This is a genomic window from Microcystis aeruginosa NIES-2549 (assembly GCF_000981785.2).
Classification (GTDB): Bacteria; Cyanobacteriota; Cyanobacteriia; order Cyanobacteriales; family Microcystaceae; genus Microcystis; species Microcystis aeruginosa_C.
On record NZ_CP011304.1, the window covers coordinates 937,297 to 960,888 of the forward strand.

A 23,592-nucleotide genomic window follows, 5' to 3' on the forward strand; every position below is an offset into this window, starting at 1 on the left:
AATTCCCAACTCATTTTTTCCCCATGACTAAACCCTTAGACTCCCTGAAACAGCCCAATCCCTCGGAAAAAACAGCCCCTAGAGATGATTGGTTAGATAGCGAACTATCTCGTTTAGAAGATTATGAACCTTACGATTGGGGAGAAATAGATCCCTTAATGTTAGGCAAACCCGTACAATATGTTTCTAGTATTGGCTTAGTTGTAGAGGGTGGCAAAGATTGGGGTTGCTGATTTGCAATAGGAATCTTCTTGTGTGGGGTTTTTAAAACCTAGAGCCAAACTAACTTTTGGATAGGATGCACAGTTGGCATTCATAGCTTGAGTCAGCAACACCCCTCCCCAGCAACCCAAGTTAATCAGTGCGATTAAAACATGGCTAGAGGAAATAGAGGTTTAAGCGATGGTTAATCTTCTGGATCTTAGTCAGTTATACTAAGTATATCCATAACTTATACTTTTTAATAGCAGAACCGACTGAAGAGCAATATTTACTTATTCAGGTATTAGATACCCTAGCTGATCCATCTGCCAACCTAACTGAGTTGGCTGCTGATAAACCTTTTTTAAAGTGTTAATATCCCGGCTAGAAATCGGGGCAATATCTCTAGTTTGAGCGAAATACATCACATCCGTCTCCAGGGGACTATGACCCCAAATTCCCAAAGCGTGACCTAATTCGTGCCGCGCTGCCGCTAAGGCCGACCGATCGGCTAAATTAGGACTAATCTGGATACTCATCCGATGAGTTAGGCGATTTTCCTTGACAAAAATCTCGTATTGTGTTATGGCAGAACGCACCCGAGGCAGTTCTAACTTACCCGTTTCGGCATTAAAACGGACTCCCGACGGCGGTAACTCCCGTTTAATGAGGATATCGGCCAATTCTGCCCGATTTACCAACTCGATCGGCAAATACTGCCCCCATTCAGCGATCGCCTGTTGTACCAAACTCAGCCAAGAACTGCGATCGCTGTGAACATAAATCTTCACGGGAAATTGCGACCAAATCAACGCCCCCACGGGACTGATTTCTACAGCATCAAAATAATCCCCGGACTGGTTTTGCTCTTGCCATTGGGCTAAATTAGCGGGTAAAGGATGGGTTTTTAACTCTGGTAGCGATCGACTGTCGGCGATCAAAGAATAGGAAAACAGCAAAAGACTCGCCAAGGCTGCGAGTCCTAGAAAAGAGAACCGACCTCTTAGCATTTAGCGATTTAACCAGCCGGCGCTCAGTACAATAGTTAGGGTGATAAATACCGTCCCCAAGGCCCAAGTCACCTGATTTAAAGTTTTTTCCGCCGTTTTTGCGCTGGTAAAAATCTGTGATTGACCGCCAATACCGCCAATACCATCCCCTTTGGGACTGTGTAATAACACCAAAATCGCCAGAAAGGCCGCCGCCAGCGCCCAAATAATCTGTACTACCAGCACCACTGTCATGATTATTACTCTCTATTTTCCATTACAAAGTATAGCAGTTATCATCAGTTATCAGTTATCAGTTATCAGTTATCAGTTATCAGATGTAAGTTTTAAATTTTTATGGCTCTCTCGGAAATTGGGTGAAAAATGTTCATTATCTTACATTCAAAGATGCCCTACGCCCTTTCTTCGATAAGACTTGCTGATCAGCATAACTACAAGAGAGCGGTTTTTATTGGTCATTTTTCTGCTAATTAGCCAATTTTTTAATTATTTCCACTGATTACTGATTACTGATTACTGATCACTGTTAAAGCGAGATGCGGACGGGAGTGCGACTGGCTTTAATTTCCACCTCGGCCGGTTTAATCAGCGATCGCCCAGTCATTTCTATCGGGACGGGAATAGAGAGAATTTCCAGGATAGTGGGGGCAATATCAGCTAAACGACCATCATCCCGCAGCTGCACATCGCCACCGTGGCCGGGTATTTTTCTTCCTTCCCCTTCAATTAAAATTAAAGGAACGGGATTAGTCGTGTGGGCCGTCCAAGGATTACCCGACTCATCCACCATCGTTTCCGCGTTACCGTGGTCTGCGGTGATTAACACTGTTCCCCCCAATTTATTGACGCTACTTAACAACTTAGCCAAGCATAGATCCACCGTTTCCACTGCTTTCATGGCCGCGTCTAAAATGCCCGTATGACCCACCATATCGGGGTTAGCGTAATTGACTACCACGAGACTATAGATCCCCTGTTCGATCGCCCCACAGACCGCTGCTGTCACCGCGGCTGCCGACATGGCCGGAGCTTGGTCATAGGTGGCGACTTTTGGACTGGGGATTAATTCGCGCACTTCTCCCTCAAAGGGTTTTTCTAACCCCCCATTAAAAAAGTAGGTGACGTGGGGATATTTTTCGGTTTCCGCACAACGAAACTGTTTTAATCCCTGTTGAGCGATCACCTCTCCTAAAATATTATTTAAATTCTGGGGGGCAAAGGCCACATCTACCGGTAATTTCGGATCGTATTGGGTAAAAGTGACAAAACTGAGCGGAGAAATTAAATCTCGATCGAAATCTTCAAAATCGGGCATAGTCAGGGCATAACATAACTGTCTAGCTCGATCGGGACGGAAATTATAGAATATCACCCCATCGCCCGCTTCGATCGCCCCCGGGGCAATTCTGGTGGGGGGAATAAATTCATCGGTAATATTTTGATCATAAAATGCCTGTAATACTTCCGTGATCGATCGCCCGTCGATACCTTGATCACTGGTCATCACGTTATAGGCTTTTTCCACCCGATCCCAACGGCGATCCCGATCCATGGCATAATAACGGCCACTGAGAGTCACCATGCGACCGAGACTGATTTTATTAATATGTTCTTGAATCCGTTTAATAGCGAGCATCCCGTCGGTGACATTAGTATCGCGACCATCGGTGATGACATGAATGCAGACATCGCTAATCCCTTGCACTTTCGCTAAGTCTAATAATCCCAGTAAGTGATCGAGATGGGAATGGACTCCTCCCTCGGAACACAAACCAATTAGGTGTAATTTGCTTTTTTTAGGGCGAATCTCGGCGCAGAGTTTTAATAAAGCCTGATTTTGTTGAATCGAACCATCTTCGATCGCATCGGAAATCCGTACTAACTCTTGTGGTACAACTCGCCCCGCTCCGATATTGAGGTGGCCAACTTCCGAGTTGCCCATCTGTCCTTCTGGTAGTCCCACATCCTTAGCGGAGGTGCGGATTAGGGTGTGGGGATAAACTTCCCAGAGACTATCCATAATCGGGGTTTTCGCCATTGCGATCGCATTATCCGACCTTTGCGGGCGATAACCCCAACCATCAAGGATAACCAGTACGACTGGGGATATAGGTGCGTGGGTCATGATATACAGTCCTAAATTAAGAGTGGATTTCCATGCACTAAGATAATATCATCGAAACTTCCATTGATCACCGGTGTCCGGGCGATCGACCAGCGAATGTCAGCAAATGATGGGTATGTCTCAAAAAAACGAAACAACTGCTTTAATAATCGCTCTTTTAGCCACTGCGGGCATTTTAGGTGGAGGTTACTTCTGGCTACAAAGTCAATGTGCCGCGGGTAAAGAATTTTTTCTCTGTGGCAGCAGTAAAAGTCCGCAAAAATCGCCAACATCGGAAAGTGCCTCCTCTCCCCTACCCCCTCCCCCCTCACCCCAGCGAGTGGTCAGTTTTGCCCCACCGACTTCTATCCCCAGTGGCACGACAATTCGCATTAACGGCTCTACCAGTATGGTACAGATTAATCAAGCCTTAAAAGCCGCTTTAACGGCCAAATTTCAGGGGGTAGAGGTCTTGACAAATGCTCAAGGATCTGATAAGGGATTAGAGGAAGTAGCCCGGGGGGCGATCGATATTGCGGCGGTGTCACGACCTTTAACCGAGTCGGAACGCTCTCAGGGATTGGCTTCTAGTCCGATCATCCGAGATGCGATCGCTATTGTGGTGGGAGTAAAAAACCCCTTTGCGGGGGGGTTAACCACTGCCCAAGTTAGGGGTATTTTTACGGGAAAAATCACCTCTTGGTCCGAGGTGGGCGGTTCTGCTGCTACTATTCAAGTGATTAATCGTCCTCCTATTAGTGGCACTTATCAAAGTTTTCGTCAGGAAGTGCTGCAAGGGGGAGAATTTGGTACAGGAACTAATTTTAAAATGATGGATAGGGATGCCACTACCCCAATTTTGCGAGTTTTGGGACTGAATGGCATTAGTTACGCAACCTATAGCCAAATTGCCGACCAAAAAACCGTCAGAGCGCTCGCTGTGGACGGAATTTCAGCCAGTGAACCTAATTATCCCTGGCAGCGTACCCTTTACTACGTTTACAAAGAACCTGCTAGTGAAGCGGTTAAAGCTTTTATGGGTTTTGTGGCCTCTAGTGATGGTCAAGAAGCGATTTTTCGGGCTAATGAAGACCTACAAAAGTAGTCGAGGAAAACTAACTCAGAAGACAAAACAGGATAGACTTTTCTCTAGTCCGATTTAGTTTGAGGGCCATGAAGGATTTATTGGCGATTTTTAGCAAGGAATTAAGCTTTTGGTTAGCGGTACTATCAAGCCATAATTAGCCAATGAACAAAAAACAGAGGAAAACCTATAATGCTATTTTTGCCGATCCCATCCGTTGTAACATCGTTTGGGATGATGTCCTTAACTTAATTCAGTCATTAGGAGGTAACATTACTCAAGGCGATGGCTCAAGAGTACGATTTGACCTTAACAAAATTTCCCTCAATATTCATTCCCCTCACCCCCAAAAAGAACTAAAAAGATACCAAATTAAAGCTCGTCGTGAATTTTTAATTAAAGCAGGAGTAAATTAATGCAATACAAAGGCTATGAAGCTGTGATTGAATACGATGAAAGCGATCGCTTATTTTTTGGTCGTGTCATCAACATAGAAGATATTATCGTTTTTGATGGTCTTTCCGTTGATGAACTAGAACAAGCTTTTAAAACTGTTATTGAACAATACTTAGCAGATTGTCAAACCCTTAATAAAAACCCTAATCAACCGACTTATCCCTTATCTTCTCATTAGTTAGAAGGCGATTGCGTTTTGTGGTGAGTGATTAGGCGATCGCCTATAATAATTAGGATTATTGTCAAGTTCAGCCGCTATGACTACCACAAACAATCAAGAAAGAAGAAACCAGTTGATGATGAAAGAAATCATTCCTTTCGATCAACGACTAAATTCTAGATTAAATAAACAAAAAATTACCATATTACAAGTTAATTTAGGCAAACACTACAATTGATATTATAATCATTGCCATTTATAACCGCTTCTTGAGGTTCTTTACTCGGCAGATAATCGGCTATTGCGATTGATGTTTGACGTAGGTTCGTAATACATCATTAATTAGGTCGTGATAGCTCTTTTCTTGAGCATGATTCCTAAACCACTCAAGGATTTCTGAATCCAACCTGATACTAATTTGCTCTGTTTGTGGATTTGGTTTGACCAGTTTAGCATTCTTGAAAAATTCATCATCTAGGGGAGGAATATCTGAATAATCAATATCCTCATCGGACATTTGCATAAATTTCTCCTGTCGCTCTTTAGGAGGCATATCAAGGGAAAATTCAGGGTTGATCATAGCGTTTTCTCTCCCGTTCATTGGCTTTTCTGGCTGATATGAGACGAATGGTTTGACTTATTTGAGTATGAATAACTACGATGATCGCTTTCTTTTCTTGGGTGGCAAGCGTTATTTGCCCTATTGAAACAAATCTCGTTTCCCCATAGTTGCATCGGGTATCCTCAAAGGTCAGGATAGAAGGATCAGCGAATATAGCGATCGCTTCCTCGAAACTGATACCGTGTTTGATGAGATTGCTTTGGTTTTTATTGTTGTCCCAGTCGAAGACCATATCATCAATATATACATTTTTGTGCGTACAAGATCAAAGCATCTGAACAATCGCTTTTTCTGGGAATGAAAAGTAATTCATTGATCTATTCGGCTCTTCTGGTTTCTGTGTGGAAACGAGGTCTATACTAGAGTTCTTCCATAATTAATTTTTGAGAGGGCAAAAATGAGAAAAATAGGCATAAAATTGCATAAAATCACTAAATAGAGCATTTAATTGATTAATGCTCATTCTTAATTTTCCTGACTCCGAGACTACTGGCTCCGTTCGGCTGAGCTCACGGCCGAAGCCTTAATCCTCACCTAACGGAAGATTTTTGATTTTTGCCAGAGGTCTAGTACAAAAATTCTGCACTATCCATAGCATGGTAGGGAATGGGAGTTAGAAGACAAAACAGGATAGACTTTTCTCTAGTCCGATCGATTTTGAGGGCCATGAAGGATTTATTGGCAATTTTTAGCAAGGAATTAAGCTCTTGGTTTCGGCGCTGTTGGTTAGCGGTACTATTAACCGGCAGGGTTTTTTACTTCCTATTCACACGCAAACCCGATTGGCGCGTCACCCAAGAACAAATGGTGGCAGCTGGGCCCGCCTCGCTGATTATCGCCATGATCACGGCCGCAGTGATCGGGATGATCTTTACTATCCAAGTGGCCCGGGAGTTCCAAGCCTTGGGCGCCGGCAGTATGGTGGGGGGAATTTTGGCCCTGGCTCTCGGTCGGGAACTCTGTCCGATTATGATGGCGATCGTGGTAGCCGGTCGGGTAGGATCGGCTTTTGCGGCGGAAATCGGTACCATGAAGGTGACAGAGCAGATCGACGCACTCTATATGCTCAAAACCGATCCCGTGGAATATCTGGTGCTGCCGCGTTTAATTGCCTGTTGTCTGATGGTTCCCGCTTTGAGTGTTATGGCATTGCTGATCGGTTTGGGTAGCGGTTTGCTGGTCGGCCAAAGTTTATACGGGATTGCTAATTCAGTTTTTCTCGACTCGGTTCGCGGTTTTCTGCGCGTGGGAGACGTGCTGAGTGGACCAGTTAAAGGGGTGGTTTTTGGGGCTTTAATCGCGATTATCGGCTGTAATTGGGGTTTAACGACCGATGGCGGTGCTAAAGGAGTCGGCCAAGCTACGACCGCAGCTGTAGTCACTATGCTCTTAGCGATTTTTGTATCTAATCTGCTGATGACTTGGATCTTGTTCCAAGGATCTGGTAATAGTTCGGTTTTGTTTGGACAGTAATTTCAGTTAAAAACGCTCATTTTCTAGCCATTGTTCTAAGTCCTCTACTGACTGAAAATCTAATAAAGCTTCTCCTAAGTTTTCTAAATTTTCTAGAGAAAGACTTGAGAGCTTGGCGGATAATTCGGCAGAAATGCCACCTATACGCCGATTTAATTGACGTAGAAGCAAATTGATGGCTTCTTCTTGTCTTCCTTCCCCTTTGATTTCCTGATAGATGACAGATTCTTTCATAATGTCCTTCCTCAACAATTGTTGAATATTGATTATCCCTAGGTTGAGATTAAATTATCTCTAATATCCATCGGGGAAATATTTAGCAAGACAAGCGGAACAAATTCCTGCTTTGCTAAAATCATCTCCATAGTCTTGTACGTTAGCTGATGCTTGACGACAGTAGGAACAAATTTGAAATATCGTTGCTATCGTTCTCTGTTCTTCCACATCATCAAAATCATAAAAACACTCATTACTGAGAATTTCACCGATATTGACATCGCAACGGAATGATTCTTTAATTATGTCCAAAACTATCGACTGTTGTTCTTCAAAACTTAGGGACTGAAACGCCTTATTTTTCAAATACAATCGACCTAACATTGCATTGACGGCATAACTAGCTTGATGATCTGACATAATGATAATAGAGGGAATTAATAGAATAAAAATAACCGCAGTAAATTAGTTAAAAACGCTCATTTTCTAGCCATTGTTCTAAGTCCTCTACTGACTGAAAATCTAATAAAGCTTCTCCTAAGTTTTCTAAATTTTCTAGAGAAAGACTTTGGATATTGGCAGATAATTCGGCAGAAATGCCACCTATACGCCGATTTAATAGACGTAAAACCAGGTTAGCCTCTCCTTCTTGTCTTCCTTCCTCTTTGATTTCCTGATAGATGACAGATTCTTTCATAATGTCTTTCCTCAACAATTGTTGAATGATGTCTTTGTTTAATACTAATCCAGCGAGAATTGCGGTGGAGGCAGCCAGATTGCTTTGTTCTCGACTGTCGCTGATTTGTTCGATTTTTTGGGCGATTTGCCGCAGTAAATTCTCTTGCTCCTCAGCTTGAGCTAGTATAGCAAAGGGCAATAGTCCTGGTGCTTGCAATAAGGGTTGATAGGGTTGTTCCCATAGTCTAATCACCTCAAATTGATGATAAGTTTTTCCCTGTTGATAGTCATTCTGTCTGACTAGGGGTAAGGTACTCCTCCTTAGATAAATCACTACCTGATGGATAGGTTTGCCTTGATAGCGTCGATAGAGTCTTGTGGCATAATCGAGCATTCTATAGGGAATATCCTCTTTAGGGTCGGTTTGGAACTCAATATGTAAGATTAATTCTTCTGACTCTAAAAAGATTAAACTATCGGCTCTTATCGGCTCCAATGACAACTCTGAGGGTTTAATTTCGGTTAAATCTAAAGGTTTACCTAATAACCAAGTGGCTAAATCTCTCGAATATTCCAGGGCGATAAATTTACAAGTAGAATCATACATTAGTCTTGACTATATTTTACCTAAAATGTCGGATGAATGCCCCCGCTAAATTTTTCGACAAGATACTCACCTTTGCGGGGGATGAAATCCGACCAGGATATTGACTGCGAAGCACGATTTTAATTCTACCATTTGTAGGTAAACTGTGTTATACTTAATTGATACAGGGTCGAGGATTAATCGATGCTAGTCGTAGAAGCCAAGTTAAAAAACGGGACACCAGAGCAATATCAACGGCTTGATGAAGCTATCAAAACTTCTCAGTTTGTGCGTAACTCTTGTGTTCGTCATTGGATGGACAATAAGGGGACAACCCGCAATGATCTCCAAAAACTTTGTGCGGTACTAGCTAACAATAAAGAGACCCCTTGGGTTAACAAATTAAACTCTCAAGCTCGTCAATCGGCTGCTGATAGAGCCTGGCAATCAATTAGTACATTCTATAAAAATTGTCATGCTAAGATACCGGGGAAAAAGGGGTTTCCTCGATTCAAAAAGCATAGCCGTTCGGTTGACCCTTCGGCTTCGCTCAGGGTCAACGTCGAGCGAAGTCGAGATGTTGAATACAAACTAACGGGCTACAAACTATCAGATGATCGACGTAAAATCAGATTTACTGACGGTTTTAAAGCAGGAGAATTTGATTTATGGTGTAGTCAAAAGACATTAGTTTATTATTCAGAACAACAGATTAAACGGGTAAGAGTTGTTAGACGTGCTGACGGTTATTATTGCCAGTTTCTGATTGACGTAGAACGGCAAGAATACCATAAACCGACGGGACAAATAACAGGAATTGACTTAGGGTTAAAAGAGTTTTATACTGACGCTCAAGGTAATACTGTAGAGAATCCACGTTATTTAAGAAAGTCAGAAAAACGACTGAAAAAAGCACAAAGACGATTATCCAAAAAGTTTCGCAAAGGAAAGAAACAGTCTAAAAACTATCACAAGCAACGGATAAAAGTAGCTAGGCTTCATCTTAAAGTGTCAAGACAACGTAAAGACAAAGCAATTAAAGACGCTTTGGCGTTAGTCCAGTCTAATGATCTGGTAGTTTATGAAGCTTTAAAGGTAAGAAACTTAGTCAAAAACCGTAAGCTTGCCAAGTCGATTAGTGATGCTTCTTGGTATCAATTCACTGAATGGTTGAATTATTTTGCCAAGATTTATCGGATTGTTTGTATTGCTGTTCCTCCCCATTTCACGACTCAAGATTGTTCAGTTTGTGGGACGAGAGTTCAAAAAACATTAAGCACTAGAACTCATCAATGTCCCAATTGTAAAACAGTCTTAGATAGGGATCATAATGCAGCAATAAATATTCTTAAAAAAGGGTTGCAATATTTGGGAAAACATCTCAATGCCTCGACTTCGCTCGGCATTGACACTGAGCGAAGTCGAAGTGTCAATGGTACTGTTGGGCAAACAGAAACCGACCTAAACGCCTTGGGAGAGTCCGACCTCTGGGTTTTTAATGGAGACATTGAGAATCTAAGTTGTCTCGTTGAACAAGGAATTTCTAACAGCGATGTGGAAAGAATCCCCCGTCACAGCGTAGCTTGACGGTGGGAGTATGTCAATCAAAAATGGAGATAAATAAACTAAAGCCTGGTAAGACATCCTCTCCGCTTAAATTAGCGGGTAGTTCCATAATTTCTAAGGGTTGCTGAGGACGATAAATTTCCACCTGTTGTTGTTGAGGATTAACTAGCCAACCTAATCGCAAACCACTGTGGAGATATTCCCGCATTTTAGCTTGAATTTCTGGGAGGGAATCGCTACGGGAGCGCAGTTCAATAACGAAATCGGGACAAATAGGCGGAAATTTCTCCTGTTCTTCTCGACTTAGAGCTTGCCAACGGGTTAAACTCACCCAAGCGGCATCAGGAGCGCGATATCCGCCTTTCGGCAAACGAAAAATCGTCGCCGAACTAAAGACTTTACCCAATCGGGTTTGACGATTCCAGATACCTAAGTCAATGATAAAATCGGCTTCTCGGTTGCCGCTAATTCCCCCAACAGGTGGCATCACAATTAATTCTCCTTGGGCGTTTCTTTCCAGTTGCCAATCTGGGTTAACTTGACAGAGACGGTAAAACTGCTCATCGCTGAGATTGACTGTATCTAAGTTTAAAATCACTGCTGCCATAGCTATATTTCGCCCTAGAAAACACTCTAGTCTTAATTATAGTCAATTATACTAAATCCGGTTATTAAAAACTGATTATTTATTCCTCCTCTTGCCTCTTGCCTCTTGCCTCTTGCCCATCCTGATATGTAGCATATACTCAACGGATTTAGTCTTAGATTCCCCGCCAGATTGCGATCGCACCGTCTCGATCTCCAGTGACTAACCAACGACCATCTTGACTGGCAACCATTCTTAAGATGACGTTTCCCTTCAGGGTATTCAAGCGCCGACGGGTATTAACATCCCAAAATTTGACGGTTCCATCCCCGGAAGTGCTGGCCAAAACTTTGCCCCCATCGAGCAGGGCCATATCAGTTACAGCGTCGTTATGGGCGAGAATAGTAGTGGTGCCGATGCCACTTTTCACTTGCCAACTGCGGATCGAACCGTCTTGACTAGCAGTACCGGCGATCTTACCATCCTTGGAAAAAAGCACCCGATAAACGGGGAATAAATTACCCGCATAGGCACGAATAAAGCGACCGGTACTCACTTTCCACAGTTTAACGAAACCATCGTAATCGGCGCTCACAATTCCTTTACCATCGGGACTAAATGCGATCGCCTGAATCGGATGATTATGGCCGTGCAGGGTTTTTAACAGTGTACCCGTCTGAAAATCCCAGAGTTTAACAGTACGATCCCAGCTACCCGTAGCCAAAATTTTGCCATCGGGAGAAATAGCGGCATCGGTAACGAGAAAAGCATGGCCAGTATAGGTCATTTCTAATTTTCGCGTGCGCGTATTCCAGCGTTGCACTTTTCCCCCCGCATCGGCAGTTACGAAAGTCTCACCATCGGGACTAAATTGGATAGCATTGACAGTATCTCCTAGTTGCCAAGTCCTGAGAGGTTTTTGAGTTTTTAGGTCCCATTCCCTGACAGTACCGTCAAAACTACCACTTAGCAGCAAGGAGTTATCGGGACTAATGGCCAAAGCATAGATGGGATCCTGATCGGCTTTTAAAATAGTAACCCGTTCCACCATCTGCCAAGGAACGATTTCTGCTAGGGGAGACGCTTGCGGAGTGATGGTTTTCTCTTTTTCCCGATTGACTGCACAACCACCGGATAGCAACAGCAGCAATAATAAAGATAATGTCGGTTGATAAAGGGTTATTTTCATAGAATTTTGCCGTTGTCAAAATCATCTTAAACTACTTTAAACTTGAATGGGTAAAATTTGCAGAGAATAACGACAACGAGGAACAAGATAAATGACAAATTCTTGATTGGTTGTGTTGGCTTCTTCCAGAACATTCTGTAAATTTTCACCGTGAGCAATCACCCCTTTTTCATTATAGGCAATGTATTGATTTTTATACAAATCAAGCACGGTGTCACGATTTTTGTTTAACCAACGTAACATTTCTTGGGCTTGTTCTTGAGAGATTTAGTCTGTCATAATCTTTCTAGGGAGAGACGTTTTTGATTAGAAGAAAAGCATCACTAATCAGTTTATTTTTGTCAATTATAGCTTCTAGTTGCTCCGATTGATACCGACCTGATTCGACTTCTAAAGAAGCGGCATCCAAAGCATTAAGATAAGCATCGTTTAAAGTGTCTGTTAATTCCTGATCACTTAAATAATATCCTGATGCTTTTCGGCGTTTATTGTGGCGTTGAATTTCTCTAACACTATTGCGAATGGAGACATCCCAAGAACGAGTGGTTCGGTTTTCTGCCTGTTGTTTAATTAAATGCAGTAATAAGATAACAGCATAACTACGAATGGTGCTAATAATCCCATTTTTGCTCATATCTTCAAGGTCTTCTACAATCGCCAGTGAACCTTTAATATCACCTTTTAAGAGCAAAGCTTTTAATTCTAAAAGTTCTTCCATAATCCAATTTCTTCCCCAAAATATACCTTAATTATATCTTGCCACAAGTCTCTCTATCCCAAAGCTCATTTAAGGCCATCTTGAGCAAAAAGTTAATCATTTTTTCATTTATTTTAAGTTTTTATGTGCTATGGTGTGGCCGTTCTTGTGAAAATGGAGTTTTTAATATTGAATATATTGTAGGGGCGAATTGCATTCGCCCTCTTTGAATAACTTCTGCTGCTCACCTATTATGTGAGAGAAAGTCACCAATAGGAGATGCACCCGTCCGTCTATCTATTCAACCGACAAAAAACGGTGAAGCGAAAGCTGATCAAGTTAAACAATTTTTAAAAATACAGGAGGAAGAAAATGAATCCAACCACCGACGATTTTAACGGTTTTAGCATTAATATCTTCCAAGATGAGGAGAGAGATTGGATAGCATACTTAGTAGAAATGCCTAGCGTTTCCGCTTTTGCTGATAGCCCCCAAACAGCACTCAATCAATTAATTCTAGCTTGGGAAGGCGTTAAAGAAAGTTATCGTCAACATGGTGAAGAAATTCCTCATTTAGCTATGACAAAAAATTAGGCACACTAGCAGGGTCTTGAAAAAAAATAGTACAAATGCTCGGACTTTTTTTTCCAACCCCTAACCCCAAATTCTGCTACTCAGATTCAGGTTTTTTAGCGTCTTTTTCCGGGGTATTAGGGGCGGGATTTGGGGCTATTGTCGCAATTTGGGCGGCCATTCTTGTCATTGCTTGACCTTGGGCGAATTCCTGCTGTAGTTGTTCGCTAGAAGAAACCAAACGACTTAAACCCTGGATTAAACGGATAATTTCCTGTCGCAGTTGCGGATTACCGGTAATTTCATCCACATCCGAGGTGATTTTCTGAAGATTGGCAAAAGCAGCGCGAGAGGAGTCGAGGAGTTGCTGTAGGGTGACAACAGTGGCAGGATCGGAGAGATAGGCGGTAAAGTTGCCCAAATTTTCGCTTAATTTAACAGCATTTGCCGAAATAGTATTTAAATTCTCAATAATTTGGCTTTTCTGCACTTCCGTGAGGATCGGATCCAAAGCAGCGAGAGTAGTTTGTAGGCGATCGCTAGTAGTTTTGATACTATCGAGAGTAGCAATTAAACGATTTTGATTAGCTGCCAAAAAAACCCGCAGTTCTTCGGTGGTTTGTCCCACCAAAAGCAGCGTTTTTCGGGCCTCTACCAGGGTAGCGTCTAAATTTCTCAGGCCGCCACTTCCCTGTAAACTTCTCAGTAAAGTAGTCGCTTCCTGACTCAATCCCCCGACACCGGAAAGATCACTAGAAAGGCGATCGAGAGAACCGGATACTTGCGGTAAGGATTCTAGGGATCTCATCCCCGAATTAACTTTACCTAGAGTACCGCTGCGACGTACCTCGCTTAAAGCCGTGGTTGCCTCACCACTAAAGCGATCGAGTCCCCCCAAGGCATTGGCAGCGCGTTGGGTGAAGGAACGAAATCCAGCCACCATATCGGGATCGCTAACTAGATTAGAAATTCTCAGTAAAGATCTGATCAAGGTATTGACATTTAGCGCCGATTGCCCTTGTAAACGGGAACCGTTACAGATAATCACCTCCCCATTACAGTTAGGACTCAAAGGGGGTTCTTTGACACCACCGACGGGTAAAGCTTGCAGGGGAGTAATATCGATCGTGGTTTCACCCACTAAACCGGATTGAATGGCTTCGATGAGGGAATTACTGGGAATTAGGCGATCTGCTGGCGAAATCTCCACTTCTACCGCGACTCCCTCCGGTTCTGGGGTAATTGCCGTCACTTGTCCGATTCTCACTCCCCGATAACCGACGCGGGTTCCCACCATCATGCCACCCACATTAGGAAAAAGGAAGCTGGCGCGATAACTGCGTCCCCCGAAGCTAAAATTACTTAACCAGGCGACAAACCAGATTAATATTCCCCCCGATGCCAGTAACATTAAACCGATACCACTTTGCCGCAGAGTTGGGGAAATCCCTCGTTGTGAACCGCCAGCTTCCATAAATAATTACTCCTCATCTCTACACAGTATCTATGATAAGAAATTATTCAATCAATCGATCGGGTGACATTCTAGGCTATGATTTCCCTGACTATAGTTATTTCTCTACATTAAGGAAAATCTACGATGACAGCCTTTCCCATCGATTTGAGTGCCTATAAACCCATCAGTCTTGACCCCAGTAACCCCACCCTCACCGACGAGCAAAGAAGCGCCCTAAAAGCCAATATCCAACTCTGTCGCGATGCTATCATCTTTTTTACTGCCACGGGTGCGGCCCGGGGTGTGGGTGGACACACCGGCGGCCCCTACGATACCGTCCCGGAAGTGGTGATTCTCGATGCTCTTTTCCGCAGTCAACCTAGTCAATTTGTACCAATTTTCTTCGATGAAGCGGGACACCGCGTCGGTACTCAATATCTCATGTCTGCGTTAGAAGGTTCTTTACCCCCAGAACAATTAATGCACTACCGCGAGGCCAATTCTAAACTCCCCGGACACCCGGAATTAGGATTAACCCCCGGCGTCAAATTTAGTTCTGGCCGTTTAGGACATATGTGGCCCTACGTTAACGGTGTCGCTTTAGCTAACCCCGGAAAAACCGTTTTTTGTTTAGGTTCCGATGGTTCTCAACAGGAAGGCAATGACGCGGAAGCTGCCCGTTTAGCCGTAGCTCAACACATCAATGTTAAGCTGATTATTGATGATAATGATGTGACGATTGCTGGTAATCCTTCCAAATATTTACCCGGTTATGATGTGGCTAAAACTCTTGTTGGCCATGGCGTAAAAGTGTTAGTGGGAGATGGGGAAGATATCGATAGTTTGTATCGCAATATCTGTGAAGCAATTAATACTCCTGGCCCGATTGCGATTATTAATAAACGTCCCATGTGTCCCGGAATTGAAGGTTTAGAAGGTTCTAACCACGGCCATGATGTGATTTCTGTTCCCTTGGCTTTGAAATATTTAGAGGCAAAAGGACACAGCACCGCCGTGGAATATCTCAACAGTATTAAGAAGCCTTCTAATGACTATAAATTCCTCGGTTCTGGGGATAAATGGGGTTCTAACCGCAACGTTTTCGGCGAAGCGGTGGTCAGTCTTTTAGGCAAAATGAGCGAAGAAGAACGCAAGGCTAAGGTATTAGTAGTAGATAGCGATTTAGAGGGTTCCTGCGGTCTGAAAATTATCCACGATAAACATCCCGAAGTGTTTATTCCTTCCGGTATTATGGAACGGGGCAATCTTTCGGCGGCTGCTGGTTTTGGTATGGAAAAAGGTAAACAGGGAATTTTCGCCACCTTTGCCGCTTTTCTAGAAATGTGTATTTCTGAAATCACCATGGCGCGTTTGAATTATTCTAATCTTTTATGTCATTTTTCCCATTCTGGTATCGATGACATGGCGGATAATACTTGTCACTTTGGTTTGAATAATTTCTTTGCCGATAATGGACTCGATGACGGTTACGAAACCCGTCTTTATTTTCCAGCCGATGCGGCACAAATGACCGCTTGTGTCGAGGCAACTTTCCATCAACCCGGTTTACGTTTTATCTTCTCGACTCGTTCTAAAACTCCCAATATTCTGGATACTAAAGGCAATAATTTCTTTGGCGATGGTTACACCTTTGTCCCCGGAAAAGATGAAGTAATTCGTGAAGGCACTGCCGGTTATATCATCAGCTTTGGCGATGGTTTATACCGCGCTTTGGATGCAGTGGAACGTCTAAAACAAGAAGGTATTGACGTGGGTTTAATTAATAAACCGACTCTCAATGTAGTGGATGAAGAAATTATCACTAAAGTTGGTAATTCTCCCTTTGTTTTAGTGGTAGAAGCATTTAACCGTCGTACAGGTTTAGGTAGCCGTTATGGTTCTTGGTTACTCGAACGCGGTTTAACTCCTAAATACGCCTATATCGGTACTCACCATGAAGGTTGTGGCGGTTTATGGGAACAATTCCCCCACCAAGGTATTGACCCAGTTGGTATCATTAGTAAAGTTAAATCTTTAATCGCTTAGAGAGTATTTTAGGGTGAGCTTTAATCAGTTATCAGTTATCAGTTATCAGTCAACAGTGAACATCTTTAATAATTAAGTAGGTAGGCGTTAAAAATTATCAGACACCCCCCTTATCAAGGGGGGCAGGGGGGATCCCCCCGCCTATCAGCACCCCCCTTATCAAGGGGGGCAGGGGGGATCGAACCTAAAATTCATTTTTAATTTAATTATAACCAGCTACTTAAGATTTTAGCTTGGTTGATAATCCGAGCATTTGTACTAAAATTTCCAAGACACAGTTTAAATCCCTGACAGCTTATAAACTTTAGCCGCTTAAATCGCACCATTGAGGGGAAATCCCCCCTGAACTAGGTACGGTAAGCCCCTAGGAGCCAACAAACCGGTCAATCTAGAATAATCTTTAGGGTATAAAAGTAATCTCTTATAGAAAATGCAGCCAACCAATCCACAACAATTTACGGAAAAAGCTTGGGAGGCAATCGTCAAAACGCAGGACATTGCCAAACAGCACAGCCAGCAACACATCGAAAGCGAACATCTCATGAAAGCCCTTCTCGAACAGGAGGGATTAGCGGGCAGTATCTTTAGTAAAGCTAATATTAGTCTAGCCCGTTTGCGGGATCGAACCGATGACTTTATCCGTCGTCAACCGAAAATATCTAACCCCGGCGACTCGATTTATTTAGGTCGTAGTTTAGATAGTTTACTCGATCGAGCGGAAAATTATCGTCGAGAATTTGGAGATGACTTTATCTCGATCGAGCATTTAATTTTAGGTTACGCTAAAGATGATCGCTTCGGTAAAAATATTTTTCAAGAATTCGGACTTACCGAAAACAAACTCAAAGAAATTATTCAACAAGTCAGAGGTAGTCAAAAAGTGACCGATCAGAATCCAGAAGGCAAATACGAAGCCCTAGAAAAATACGGACGGGATCTGACCCAATTGGCACGGGAAGGTAAATTAGACCCCGTAATTGGACGGGATGACGAAATCCGTCGCACCATTCAGATTCTCTCGCGTCGGACTAAAAATAACCCGGTTTTAATCGGAGAACCGGGAGTAGGAAAAACGGCCATTGTCGAAGGATTAGCCCAGCGGATTATTAACCGTGATGTGCCAGAATCTCTATTAGATCGGACTCTTATTTCTCTCGATTTAGGTGGCTTAATTGCGGGAGCAAAATATCGCGGGGAATTTGAGGAAAGATTAAAAGCTGTCCTCAAGGAAGTCACCGAGTCCCAAGGCAATATCATCATGTTTATTGACGAAATTCATACCGTTGTCGGTGCGGGAGCCACTCAAGGGGCAATGGATGCGGGCAATTTATTAAAACCAATGTTAGCCCGGGGTGAATTACGTTGTATTGGGGCCACTACCCTCGATGAGTACCGCAAATATATCGAAAAAGATGCGGCGTTAGAAAGACGTTTTCAAGAGGTTTTAGTGGATGAACCAAATGTGGTCGATACTATTTCGATTCTTCGCGGTCTCAAAGAACGTTATGAGGTGCATCATGGGGTGAAAATTGCCGATAATGCTTTAGTGGCAGCGGCGCTGCTTTCTAATCGTTATATTAGCGATCGCTTTTTGCCCGATAAGGCCATTGATTTAGTTGATGAAGCGGCAGCCAAATTGAAGATGGAAATCACTTCTAAACCGGAAGAACTCGATGAAATTGATCGCAAAATTCTCCAGTTAGAAATGGAAAAACTTTCTCTACAAAGGGAATATGATCCAGCTTCGCGAGAACGGTTAGAAAAGTTAGAAAAAGAACTGGCTAACCTCAAGGAAGAACAATCGGGATTAAATGCCCAATGGCAAGGGGAAAAAGAGATTATCGATAAAGTTCGTGGGGTTAAAGAAGCGATCGAACAAGTTAATCTCAAAATTCAGCAGTTGGAACGAGATCCTAATGTGGATCTGGGTAAAATGGGTGAGTTGCGCTATGGTAAAATTCCCGAACTTCAGAATCAACTCAAAGAACTAGAAACTCAATTGGCCGACAAACAAACCACCGGCAAAAGTTTATTAAGGGAAGAAGTTCTCGAATCGGATATCGCCGAAATTATCTCGAAATGGACGGGAATTCCTCTCAATAAATTAATCGAATCGGAAAAAGAAAAACTCCTCAATCTGGAAGAGGAATTACACGAAAGTGTCATCGGTCAAGAGGAAGCGGTCACAGCCGTAGCCGAAGCGATTCAACGTTCCCGCGCCGGTTTATCGGATCCCAACCGTCCCACGGCCAGCTTTATTTTCCTCGGTCCGACGGGTGTTGGTAAGACAGAATTGGCGAAAGCTTTAGCTCGCAATCTCTTTGACACCGAAGAGGCTCTAGTTCGCATCGATATGTCGGAATACATGGAAAAACACAGCGTTTCCCGTCTCATGGGTGCGCCTCCGGGATACGTCGGCTACGATGAAGGGGGACAATTAACCGAGGCAATCCGGCGTCGTCCCTACTCTGTCATCCTTTTTGATGAGATTGAAAAAGCCCACCCCGACGTTTTTAACGTTATGTTACAAATCCTTGACGATGGGCGCTTAACCGACTCTCAAGGTCATCTGGTTGATTTCAAAAATACCATCATTATTATGACCAGTAATATCGGTTCTCAATACATTTTAGACGTGGCCGGTGATGAGTCTCGTTACGAGGAAATGCAGTCCAGGGTGATGGAAGCAATGCGGAATAGTTTCCGTCCCGAATTCCTCAATCGTATCGATGAAACGATCATTTTCCATAGTTTACAAAAAGTGCAACTGCGATCGATTGTCAAACTACAGATAGCCAATCTCAGCGATCGCTTGATGGAACAAAAATTAGCCCTGAAATTTGCCGATATTGCCCTCGATTATCTAGCAGAAATTGGTTACGATCCAGTGTACGGTGCGCGACCCCTAAAACGGGCAGTACAAAGATATGTGGAAACTCCGATCGCTAAGGCAATTCTGCGCGGCGAATTCAAAGGGGGAGACACGATTTTTGTCGATGTGGCCGATGAAAGATTGACCTTTAAACGGTTAGCTTCCCCGGTAGTAACTGCTTAATTAAGTAAGGGTGGGCCATGCTCACCCTTTGATTATTATAGAAGCAGGGGATTTTTGCTTGAATCTATGACTGTAACACTGTTTGCACCACGTCAAAGACCCGAAGGTTAATGCGGATGGAGGGACTCGAACCCACACATCGAAAAGATACTAGAACCTAAATCTAGCGCGTCTACCAATTCCGCCACATCCGCAAATATGTCAGCTTATTCCATCATAGCATAAGATACTATAGGAAAGATAAAATTTTTTATTCTTAATAATTTTATGCTCTTAGGTTTTGTCTTTCAGTCTCCCGGCCCCGTCCTCTGGGAGATTGGACCGATTTCGGTGCGCTGGTATGGATTTCTGATTGCTATGGCGGTATTATTGGGTGTCACCCTCTCCCAGTACCTCGCCCAAAAAAGAGCGATCAATCCCGATTTAATCGCTGATTTGGCCATTTGGTTAGTAGTAGGGGCCATACCTGCAGCCCGTCTGTACTATGTTCTGTTTCAGTGGCAAGAATACGCGCAAAATCCTGCTGATATTATCGCCATTTGGAAGGGAGGTATCGCTATTCACGGGGCAATTATCGGGGGTTTGCTGGCAGCCCTAATCTTTGCTCGCATTAATCGGGTTTCTCTTTGGCAATTACTCGATCTGGTGGCCCCTTCCGTCATTCTCGGTCAAGCGATCGGACGTTGGGGTAACTTTTTTAATTCGGAAGCTTTTGGCAGTCCGACTAATTTACCCTGGCGGTTGTTTATTCCTCCGGCTAGTCGTCCTTTGAAATATATCGCCGTCGATTATTTTCATCCCACCTTTCTCTACGAATCTCTCTGGAATCTGGCAGTTTTTGCCCTACTCATCTATCTATTTTTTTGGGGTTTAAAATACCCTAGTAAATTAAAAATTGGCACCCTTACCCTAGTTTATTTTATTGCCTACAGTCTAGGTAGATTCTGGATCGAGGGGCTACGCACTGATAGTTTAATGTTTGGTCCTTTGAAAATGGCGCAAATAATTAGTTTAGGAGCGATTGCTGTCGGTCTTTTCGGTTTATTCTGGTTATATAAACTCCAGCGTCCTTTACCGGATGTGGTGGCGACTGTCGGTTATAATCAAAAGTTACCCTAGCTAACCCTGACAATGGATTTAGTAACGATTTTTCAACAGGTTTTAAACGGTTTATCGATCGGTAGTGTCTATGCTATTTTTGCCCTTGGTTACACTTTGATTTTTTCCATTCTAGGTATTATCAATTTTGCCCATGGCGCAATTTTTACTCTCGGGGCCTATTTTACCTACGCTCTAGCGGGGGGAGTTTTCGGTTTTAATGGTTTATTGGCTAATGCCAAATTACCCTTTTCCTTACCCTTTTTTTTAGCACTCTTGCTAGGCTGTATCCTTTCAGGTTTCACCTCGGTTATTCTGGAAAGATTGGCCTTTAAACCCCTCCGGGTAAGGGGTTCCGATTCTCTCTTAACTTTGGTTTCTAGCCTAGGGGCAGCCGTGGTGATTGTCAATGTTATTCAATACTTAGTCGGGGCAGAAATTTATACTTTTCCCGATGATATCTATGGCAATCTTCCCCCCGCAATTAATTTCGGTACAGCTGATCGCCCCGTGGCAATTCGCACAATTCAGATTATTATTTTTCTGGTTTCAGCAGTTATGGTGGCTTTACTAACTTATTGGGTTAATTTTACCAAAATGGGCAAAGCTTTACAAGCGGTAGCTGAAGATGTCACCACGGCCAGTTTGTTGGGGATCAATCCCGAAAAGTTTATCGTGATTACCTTTTTTATCAGTGGTGCCTTGGCAGGTTTAGCAGGAACTTTAGTCGGTTCTAGTGTTAGTATTGCTGGACCCTATTTCGGCATTGCTTTCGGATTAAAAGGTTTAGGAGTGATCGTTTTAGGGGGATTGGGAAGTATCCCCGGAGCGGTCATCGGTGGTTTATTATTGGGTATTGCAGAAGCTTTTGTTCCCGCAGAATATTCCGGTTATCGAGAGGCGATCGCTTTTGCTATTCTCTTTATTATGTTGTTAGTTCGTCCCCAGGGTTTACTAGGCAGAAAGTTAATTGAAAAAGTCTAAGTCCGGTTAATTGGCCGAGAGAAAAACTGTTTTTCCCGACAAGGAAGATTGATAGGCAGCGTATGCCACTTCTAGGGCATAAAGACTGGCTTGGGGAGTAACATAGAGAGGAACCCGATCGAAGAGATAATCTAGCACCATAGCGGTATCTTTGGCAAAAAGACCGCGACGGGTTTCCACTTCTAAAGCTTGGCTACCTTCACTATTAATTAACTGCCCTTTTTCCCCTTCAAAAATTAAGCTACCCCCCTCACCATGAATAGTGAAAGTTCGCTCATTTTGCCAAAAAACTTCGCCTTTACCGTAGGTAACTTCAGCAATTAAGCCATTTTTAAATAATAACTGCGCCTCACACAAACAGGCCAGAAAATAATCGGATTCTGGAGCATTCCAATAACGACAATGACAGGATACGGACTCCACTTCCCCAAATAAATTAGTAAAGCGATGGATACGAGAAAGGGCTGCAATCAAAGGAAAACCGAATAAATCCCGATGAAATGTCCAGCGCCGGGGTGCTGGTCTGCCTGGGACGATCGTGGTATAACGGGCTAGGTGGATATTGCCAAGGCCGGCTAAATATTGCTGTTGGGTTTGATGCAGTCCCCCCAAAAGCTCAATATGTTCGACGTGCAGTAATTTGTTCTCGGTTTCGGCTAGGGTGATTAATTCTGCTGCCGCTGCCGGGTGAAAAGCCAGGGGATACTCGACGATAACGTGCTTACCGGATTTTAAGGCAGTACGGGCGATCGAGGCATGGGCCTGATTAACGTTGGCAATGACAATCAGATCGAGATCGGGATGGCTGGCCAGGCTTAGTGCCGAATCTAGGGCAGAAATTTGGTATTTTTGCGAGAAATTAGCGATCGATTCGGGACTATTACCGCTAACATACAGAAGCTGGGCGCGATCATCGGCTTGCAAGCTTTCAGCGCGACGTTGAGCGGCGAACCCTGTGCCAACTATACCAATTTTTAGGGAACGATGAGAAGTCATCAGGGGCATTCTGGCGACCTTAATTATCGGGAAGTGGGGTGTGGGGTGCGGGGAGATGGGGAGAATAAATAAAAATAATCTCCTGACTCCTGAATCCTGACTCTTGCCTTTCCCAGCTTTATCTTTACAATCAACCCATCTATTATCTCAAAAATAGCGCCCTAAAAGATGTGGGGGGGGTGAATTCATATTTTGAATGGACAACGCCAATTTTTTACTCCTGTTTAGGGACCGGAACTTCTAAACTGCCATCGGTTGTCGGGGAGCATGACGACTAGGGGAAACCACTACGGGAGTTGGCGACACCGTACAGGTTAATTCTAGAGACTGTTCTAAACTAACCACCCGATTGAGTTGTTGCCATTCAGTGCTAAAAGGAGGCATCGCTAGAGCGCAGGCTTTCCAATGAGCTTCGACGGGAACATCTAGTTGTTGACAAGTGCCACCGCGCCGACCTTGGGTTTGATAGTATCGGCAGTATCGACAGGAAGAAGTAAGAAAGTTTGCGGGTTGCATGGGTTGGCTTTAAAAGGAAGATCATTATAGGGAACTCAAGGGATGACTCTCTTTTTGCTCTGTCTAATATTGTCCTACCCCGTGCCAAGGGTATTTTCCTGACTACCATAGCTAGAACTGTTATGCCATATAGTTTTTAGTGATCCCCCCAAAAAATTTTGTTTTTAGAATCTTTTAATAGTTACTTTGCAAAAAGCAGCACTGTCTCAAAACTGAAGAGTTTAACTCAGTTGTGTCCGA

25 protein-coding genes, 1 tRNA gene and 1 pseudogene are annotated in these 23,592 nt (G+C 43.4%); 11 read left to right on the forward strand and 16 right to left on the reverse strand.

Annotated features, from left to right (window positions below; all coding sequences use genetic code 11):
- The first annotated feature begins 23 nt into the window (after window positions 1–23).
- Window positions 24–233 (forward strand): hypothetical protein, encoded by a 210-nt coding sequence (locus myaer_RS04425; protein ID WP_002761322.1) that lies wholly within the window; start codon window positions 24–26, stop codon window positions 231–233.
- Window positions 234–494: 261 nt separating this feature from the next.
- On the opposite strand, the gene myaer_RS04430 is transcribed toward myaer_RS04425, so the two are convergent.
- The 3 genes from myaer_RS04430 to gpmI all read right to left on the reverse strand — a co-directional run bounded on the left by myaer_RS04430 (window position 495) and on the right by gpmI (window position 3,336).
- A complete protein-coding gene (locus myaer_RS04430; RefSeq protein ID WP_046661113.1) occupies window positions 495–1,211 on the reverse strand; it encodes a peptidase in 717 nt (238 codons plus the stop codon).
- On the reverse strand, window positions 1,212–1,445 hold the full coding sequence (secG, locus tag myaer_RS04435) for a preprotein translocase subunit SecG (protein WP_002736485.1): 234 nt from the start codon (window positions 1,443–1,445) through the stop codon (window positions 1,212–1,214).
- Between the two features lie 292 nt (window positions 1,446–1,737).
- Entirely contained in the window at window positions 1,738–3,336 is a 1,599-nt protein-coding gene (gene gpmI / locus myaer_RS04445) for a 2,3-bisphosphoglycerate-independent phosphoglycerate mutase (RefSeq protein ID WP_046661114.1), read from the reverse strand.
- 106 nt (window positions 3,337–3,442) lie between these two features.
- Between gpmI and myaer_RS04450 the strand changes: the two genes are divergently transcribed.
- From myaer_RS04450 to myaer_RS04460, 3 genes are all read left to right on the forward strand, one after another.
- Complete coding sequence (locus myaer_RS04450) at window positions 3,443–4,420, forward strand: phosphate ABC transporter substrate-binding protein (protein WP_080949712.1); 978 nt, start codon at window positions 3,443–3,445, stop codon at window positions 4,418–4,420.
- Window positions 4,421–4,563: 143 nt separating this feature from the next.
- On the forward strand, window positions 4,564–4,815 hold the full coding sequence (locus tag myaer_RS04455; RefSeq protein WP_046661116.1) for a type II toxin-antitoxin system HicA family toxin: 252 nt from the start codon (window positions 4,564–4,566) through the stop codon (window positions 4,813–4,815).
- Window positions 4,815–5,033, forward strand: coding sequence for a hypothetical protein (locus myaer_RS04460; RefSeq protein ID WP_012266176.1), 219 nt, complete (start codon window positions 4,815–4,817; stop codon window positions 5,031–5,033). The genes myaer_RS04455 and myaer_RS04460 overlap by 1 nt, the downstream gene beginning before the upstream one ends.
- A 280-nt stretch (window positions 5,034–5,313) precedes the next feature.
- On the opposite strand, the gene myaer_RS04465 is transcribed toward myaer_RS04460, so the two are convergent.
- Window positions 5,314–5,595, reverse strand: coding sequence for a BrnA antitoxin family protein (locus tag myaer_RS04465; RefSeq protein WP_046661117.1), 282 nt, complete (start codon window positions 5,593–5,595; stop codon window positions 5,314–5,316).
- Entirely contained in the window at window positions 5,582–5,869 is a 288-nt protein-coding gene (locus myaer_RS04470; RefSeq protein WP_046661118.1) for a BrnT family toxin, read from the reverse strand. Before myaer_RS04470 ends, myaer_RS04465 begins: the two co-directional genes overlap by 14 nt.
- A gap of 434 nt (window positions 5,870–6,303) precedes the next feature.
- Between myaer_RS04470 and myaer_RS04475 the strand changes: the two genes are divergently transcribed.
- A complete protein-coding gene (locus tag myaer_RS04475) occupies window positions 6,304–7,110 on the forward strand; it encodes an MlaE family lipid ABC transporter permease subunit (RefSeq protein WP_046661119.1) in 807 nt (268 codons plus the stop codon).
- A 6-nt stretch (window positions 7,111–7,116) separates the two neighbouring features.
- Here the strand turns inward: myaer_RS04475 and myaer_RS04480 are convergent.
- The 3 genes and pseudogenes from myaer_RS04480 to myaer_RS04490 all read right to left on the reverse strand — a co-directional run.
- Window positions 7,117–7,371 (reverse strand): annotated as a pseudogene (locus myaer_RS04480) (DUF4351 domain-containing protein); the annotation flags it as partial.
- A 33-nt stretch (window positions 7,372–7,404) separates the two neighbouring features.
- Entirely contained in the window at window positions 7,405–7,746 is a 342-nt protein-coding gene (locus myaer_RS04485) for a hypothetical protein (protein ID WP_046661120.1), read from the reverse strand.
- 49 nt (window positions 7,747–7,795) lie between these two features.
- Window positions 7,796–8,611, reverse strand: a complete 816-nt coding sequence (locus tag myaer_RS04490; RefSeq protein ID WP_002802840.1) for a DUF4351 domain-containing protein — start codon at window positions 8,609–8,611, stop codon at window positions 7,796–7,798.
- A 183-nt stretch (window positions 8,612–8,794) separates the two neighbouring features.
- On the opposite strand from myaer_RS04490, the gene myaer_RS04495 reads away from it, so the two are divergent.
- The gene (locus myaer_RS04495; RefSeq protein ID WP_046661121.1) at window positions 8,795–10,177 is read left to right on the forward strand and encodes an RNA-guided endonuclease InsQ/TnpB family protein; all 1,383 of its coding nucleotides are present in this window, start codon (window positions 8,795–8,797) and stop codon (window positions 10,175–10,177) included.
- Between the two features lie 13 nt (window positions 10,178–10,190).
- On the opposite strand, the gene myaer_RS04500 is transcribed toward myaer_RS04495, so the two are convergent.
- The 4 genes from myaer_RS04500 to myaer_RS04515 all read right to left on the reverse strand — a co-directional run bounded on the left by myaer_RS04500 (window position 10,191) and on the right by myaer_RS04515 (window position 12,649).
- Window positions 10,191–10,763 (reverse strand): Uma2 family endonuclease, encoded by a 573-nt coding sequence (locus tag myaer_RS04500; protein WP_046661122.1) that lies wholly within the window; start codon window positions 10,761–10,763, stop codon window positions 10,191–10,193.
- A 154-nt stretch (window positions 10,764–10,917) separates the two neighbouring features.
- Window positions 10,918–11,931 (reverse strand): WD40 repeat domain-containing protein, encoded by a 1,014-nt coding sequence (locus myaer_RS04505; RefSeq protein WP_046661123.1) that lies wholly within the window; start codon window positions 11,929–11,931, stop codon window positions 10,918–10,920.
- Between the two features lie 36 nt (window positions 11,932–11,967).
- Window positions 11,968–12,174 (reverse strand): DUF5678 domain-containing protein, encoded by a 207-nt coding sequence (locus myaer_RS04510; RefSeq protein WP_235614803.1) that lies wholly within the window; start codon window positions 12,172–12,174, stop codon window positions 11,968–11,970.
- A gap of 43 nt (window positions 12,175–12,217) precedes the next feature.
- Entirely contained in the window at window positions 12,218–12,649 is a 432-nt protein-coding gene (locus tag myaer_RS04515) for a DUF29 family protein (RefSeq protein ID WP_046661125.1), read from the reverse strand.
- A gap of 351 nt (window positions 12,650–13,000) precedes the next feature.
- Between myaer_RS04515 and myaer_RS04525 the strand changes: the two genes are divergently transcribed.
- Entirely contained in the window at window positions 13,001–13,222 is a 222-nt protein-coding gene (locus myaer_RS04525; RefSeq protein ID WP_046661127.1) for a type II toxin-antitoxin system HicB family antitoxin, read from the forward strand.
- A gap of 76 nt (window positions 13,223–13,298) precedes the next feature.
- Here the strand turns inward: myaer_RS04525 and myaer_RS04530 are convergent, their stop codons facing one another.
- Window positions 13,299–14,675, reverse strand: coding sequence for an MlaD family protein (locus tag myaer_RS04530; protein WP_046661128.1), 1,377 nt, complete (start codon window positions 14,673–14,675; stop codon window positions 13,299–13,301).
- 126 nt (window positions 14,676–14,801) lie between these two features.
- Between myaer_RS04530 and myaer_RS04535 the strand changes: the two genes are divergently transcribed.
- On the forward strand, window positions 14,802–16,703 hold the full coding sequence (locus myaer_RS04535; protein WP_046661129.1) for a transketolase C-terminal domain-containing protein: 1,902 nt from the start codon (window positions 14,802–14,804) through the stop codon (window positions 16,701–16,703).
- Window positions 16,704–17,133: 430 nt separating this feature from the next.
- Complete coding sequence (clpB, locus tag myaer_RS04540) at window positions 17,134–19,758, forward strand: ATP-dependent chaperone ClpB (RefSeq protein WP_046661131.1); 2,625 nt, start codon at window positions 17,134–17,136, stop codon at window positions 19,756–19,758.
- Window positions 19,759–19,869: 111 nt separating this feature from the next.
- On the opposite strand, the gene myaer_RS04545 is transcribed toward clpB, so the two are convergent.
- A tRNA-Leu gene (locus myaer_RS04545) sits at window positions 19,870–19,952 on the reverse strand.
- A 73-nt stretch (window positions 19,953–20,025) separates the two neighbouring features.
- Here myaer_RS04545 and lgt point away from each other — a divergent pair.
- Together lgt and myaer_RS04555 are read left to right on the forward strand one after the other, a co-directional pair.
- Window positions 20,026–20,877, forward strand: a complete 852-nt coding sequence (lgt, locus tag myaer_RS04550) for a prolipoprotein diacylglyceryl transferase (RefSeq protein WP_046661133.1) — start codon at window positions 20,026–20,028, stop codon at window positions 20,875–20,877.
- A gap of 12 nt (window positions 20,878–20,889) precedes the next feature.
- Window positions 20,890–21,840, forward strand: a complete 951-nt coding sequence (locus myaer_RS04555; protein ID WP_046661135.1) for a branched-chain amino acid ABC transporter permease — start codon at window positions 20,890–20,892, stop codon at window positions 21,838–21,840.
- 6 nt (window positions 21,841–21,846) lie between these two features.
- Here the strand turns inward: myaer_RS04555 and myaer_RS04560 are convergent, their stop codons facing one another.
- A complete protein-coding gene (locus myaer_RS04560; RefSeq protein ID WP_046661136.1) occupies window positions 21,847–22,845 on the reverse strand; it encodes a Gfo/Idh/MocA family protein in 999 nt (332 codons plus the stop codon).
- Window positions 22,846–23,076: 231 nt separating this feature from the next.
- Window positions 23,077–23,352, reverse strand: coding sequence for a hypothetical protein (locus tag myaer_RS04565; RefSeq protein WP_046661137.1), 276 nt, complete (start codon window positions 23,350–23,352; stop codon window positions 23,077–23,079).
- Between the last annotated feature and the right edge of the window lie 240 nt (window positions 23,353–23,592).

What these genes read in the sequence shown, in the direction of transcription:
- myaer_RS04425 (WP_002761322.1), top strand. Translation starts at nt 24, where the DNA reads ATGACTAAACCCTTAGACTCCCTGAAACAGCCCAATCCCTCGGAAAAA.
- myaer_RS04430 (WP_046661113.1), bottom strand. Translation starts at nt 1,211, where the DNA reads ATGCTAAGAGGTCGGTTCTCTTTTCTAGGACTCGCAGCCTTGGCGAGT.
- secG (WP_002736485.1), bottom strand. Translation starts at nt 1,445, where the DNA reads ATGACAGTGGTGCTGGTAGTACAGATTATTTGGGCGCTGGCGGCGGCC.
- gpmI (WP_046661114.1), bottom strand. Translation starts at nt 3,336, where the DNA reads ATGACCCACGCACCTATATCCCCAGTCGTACTGGTTATCCTTGATGGT.
- myaer_RS04450 (WP_080949712.1), top strand. Translation starts at nt 3,443, where the DNA reads ATGATGGGTATGTCTCAAAAAAACGAAACAACTGCTTTAATAATCGCT.
- myaer_RS04455 (WP_046661116.1), top strand. Translation starts at nt 4,564, where the DNA reads ATGAACAAAAAACAGAGGAAAACCTATAATGCTATTTTTGCCGATCCC.
- myaer_RS04460 (WP_012266176.1), top strand. Translation starts at nt 4,815, where the DNA reads ATGCAATACAAAGGCTATGAAGCTGTGATTGAATACGATGAAAGCGAT.
- myaer_RS04465 (WP_046661117.1), bottom strand. Translation starts at nt 5,595, where the DNA reads ATGATCAACCCTGAATTTTCCCTTGATATGCCTCCTAAAGAGCGACAG.
- myaer_RS04470 (WP_046661118.1), bottom strand. Translation starts at nt 5,869, where the DNA reads ATGGTCTTCGACTGGGACAACAATAAAAACCAAAGCAATCTCATCAAA.
- myaer_RS04475 (WP_046661119.1), top strand. Translation starts at nt 6,304, where the DNA reads ATGAAGGATTTATTGGCAATTTTTAGCAAGGAATTAAGCTCTTGGTTT.
- myaer_RS04485 (WP_046661120.1), bottom strand. Translation starts at nt 7,746, where the DNA reads ATGTCAGATCATCAAGCTAGTTATGCCGTCAATGCAATGTTAGGTCGA.
- myaer_RS04490 (WP_002802840.1), bottom strand. Translation starts at nt 8,611, where the DNA reads ATGTATGATTCTACTTGTAAATTTATCGCCCTGGAATATTCGAGAGAT.
- myaer_RS04495 (WP_046661121.1), top strand. Translation starts at nt 8,795, where the DNA reads ATGCTAGTCGTAGAAGCCAAGTTAAAAAACGGGACACCAGAGCAATAT.
- myaer_RS04500 (WP_046661122.1), bottom strand. Translation starts at nt 10,763, where the DNA reads ATGGCAGCAGTGATTTTAAACTTAGATACAGTCAATCTCAGCGATGAG.
- myaer_RS04505 (WP_046661123.1), bottom strand. Translation starts at nt 11,931, where the DNA reads ATGAAAATAACCCTTTATCAACCGACATTATCTTTATTATTGCTGCTG.
- myaer_RS04510 (WP_235614803.1), bottom strand. Translation starts at nt 12,174, where the DNA reads ATGTTACGTTGGTTAAACAAAAATCGTGACACCGTGCTTGATTTGTAT.
- myaer_RS04515 (WP_046661125.1), bottom strand. Translation starts at nt 12,649, where the DNA reads ATGGAAGAACTTTTAGAATTAAAAGCTTTGCTCTTAAAAGGTGATATT.
- myaer_RS04525 (WP_046661127.1), top strand. Translation starts at nt 13,001, where the DNA reads ATGAATCCAACCACCGACGATTTTAACGGTTTTAGCATTAATATCTTC.
- myaer_RS04530 (WP_046661128.1), bottom strand. Translation starts at nt 14,675, where the DNA reads ATGGAAGCTGGCGGTTCACAACGAGGGATTTCCCCAACTCTGCGGCAA.
- myaer_RS04535 (WP_046661129.1), top strand. Translation starts at nt 14,802, where the DNA reads ATGACAGCCTTTCCCATCGATTTGAGTGCCTATAAACCCATCAGTCTT.
- clpB (WP_046661131.1), top strand. Translation starts at nt 17,134, where the DNA reads ATGCAGCCAACCAATCCACAACAATTTACGGAAAAAGCTTGGGAGGCA.
- lgt (WP_046661133.1), top strand. Translation starts at nt 20,026, where the DNA reads ATGCTCTTAGGTTTTGTCTTTCAGTCTCCCGGCCCCGTCCTCTGGGAG.
- myaer_RS04555 (WP_046661135.1), top strand. Translation starts at nt 20,890, where the DNA reads ATGGATTTAGTAACGATTTTTCAACAGGTTTTAAACGGTTTATCGATC.
- myaer_RS04560 (WP_046661136.1), bottom strand. Translation starts at nt 22,845, where the DNA reads ATGCCCCTGATGACTTCTCATCGTTCCCTAAAAATTGGTATAGTTGGC.
- myaer_RS04565 (WP_046661137.1), bottom strand. Translation starts at nt 23,352, where the DNA reads ATGCAACCCGCAAACTTTCTTACTTCTTCCTGTCGATACTGCCGATAC.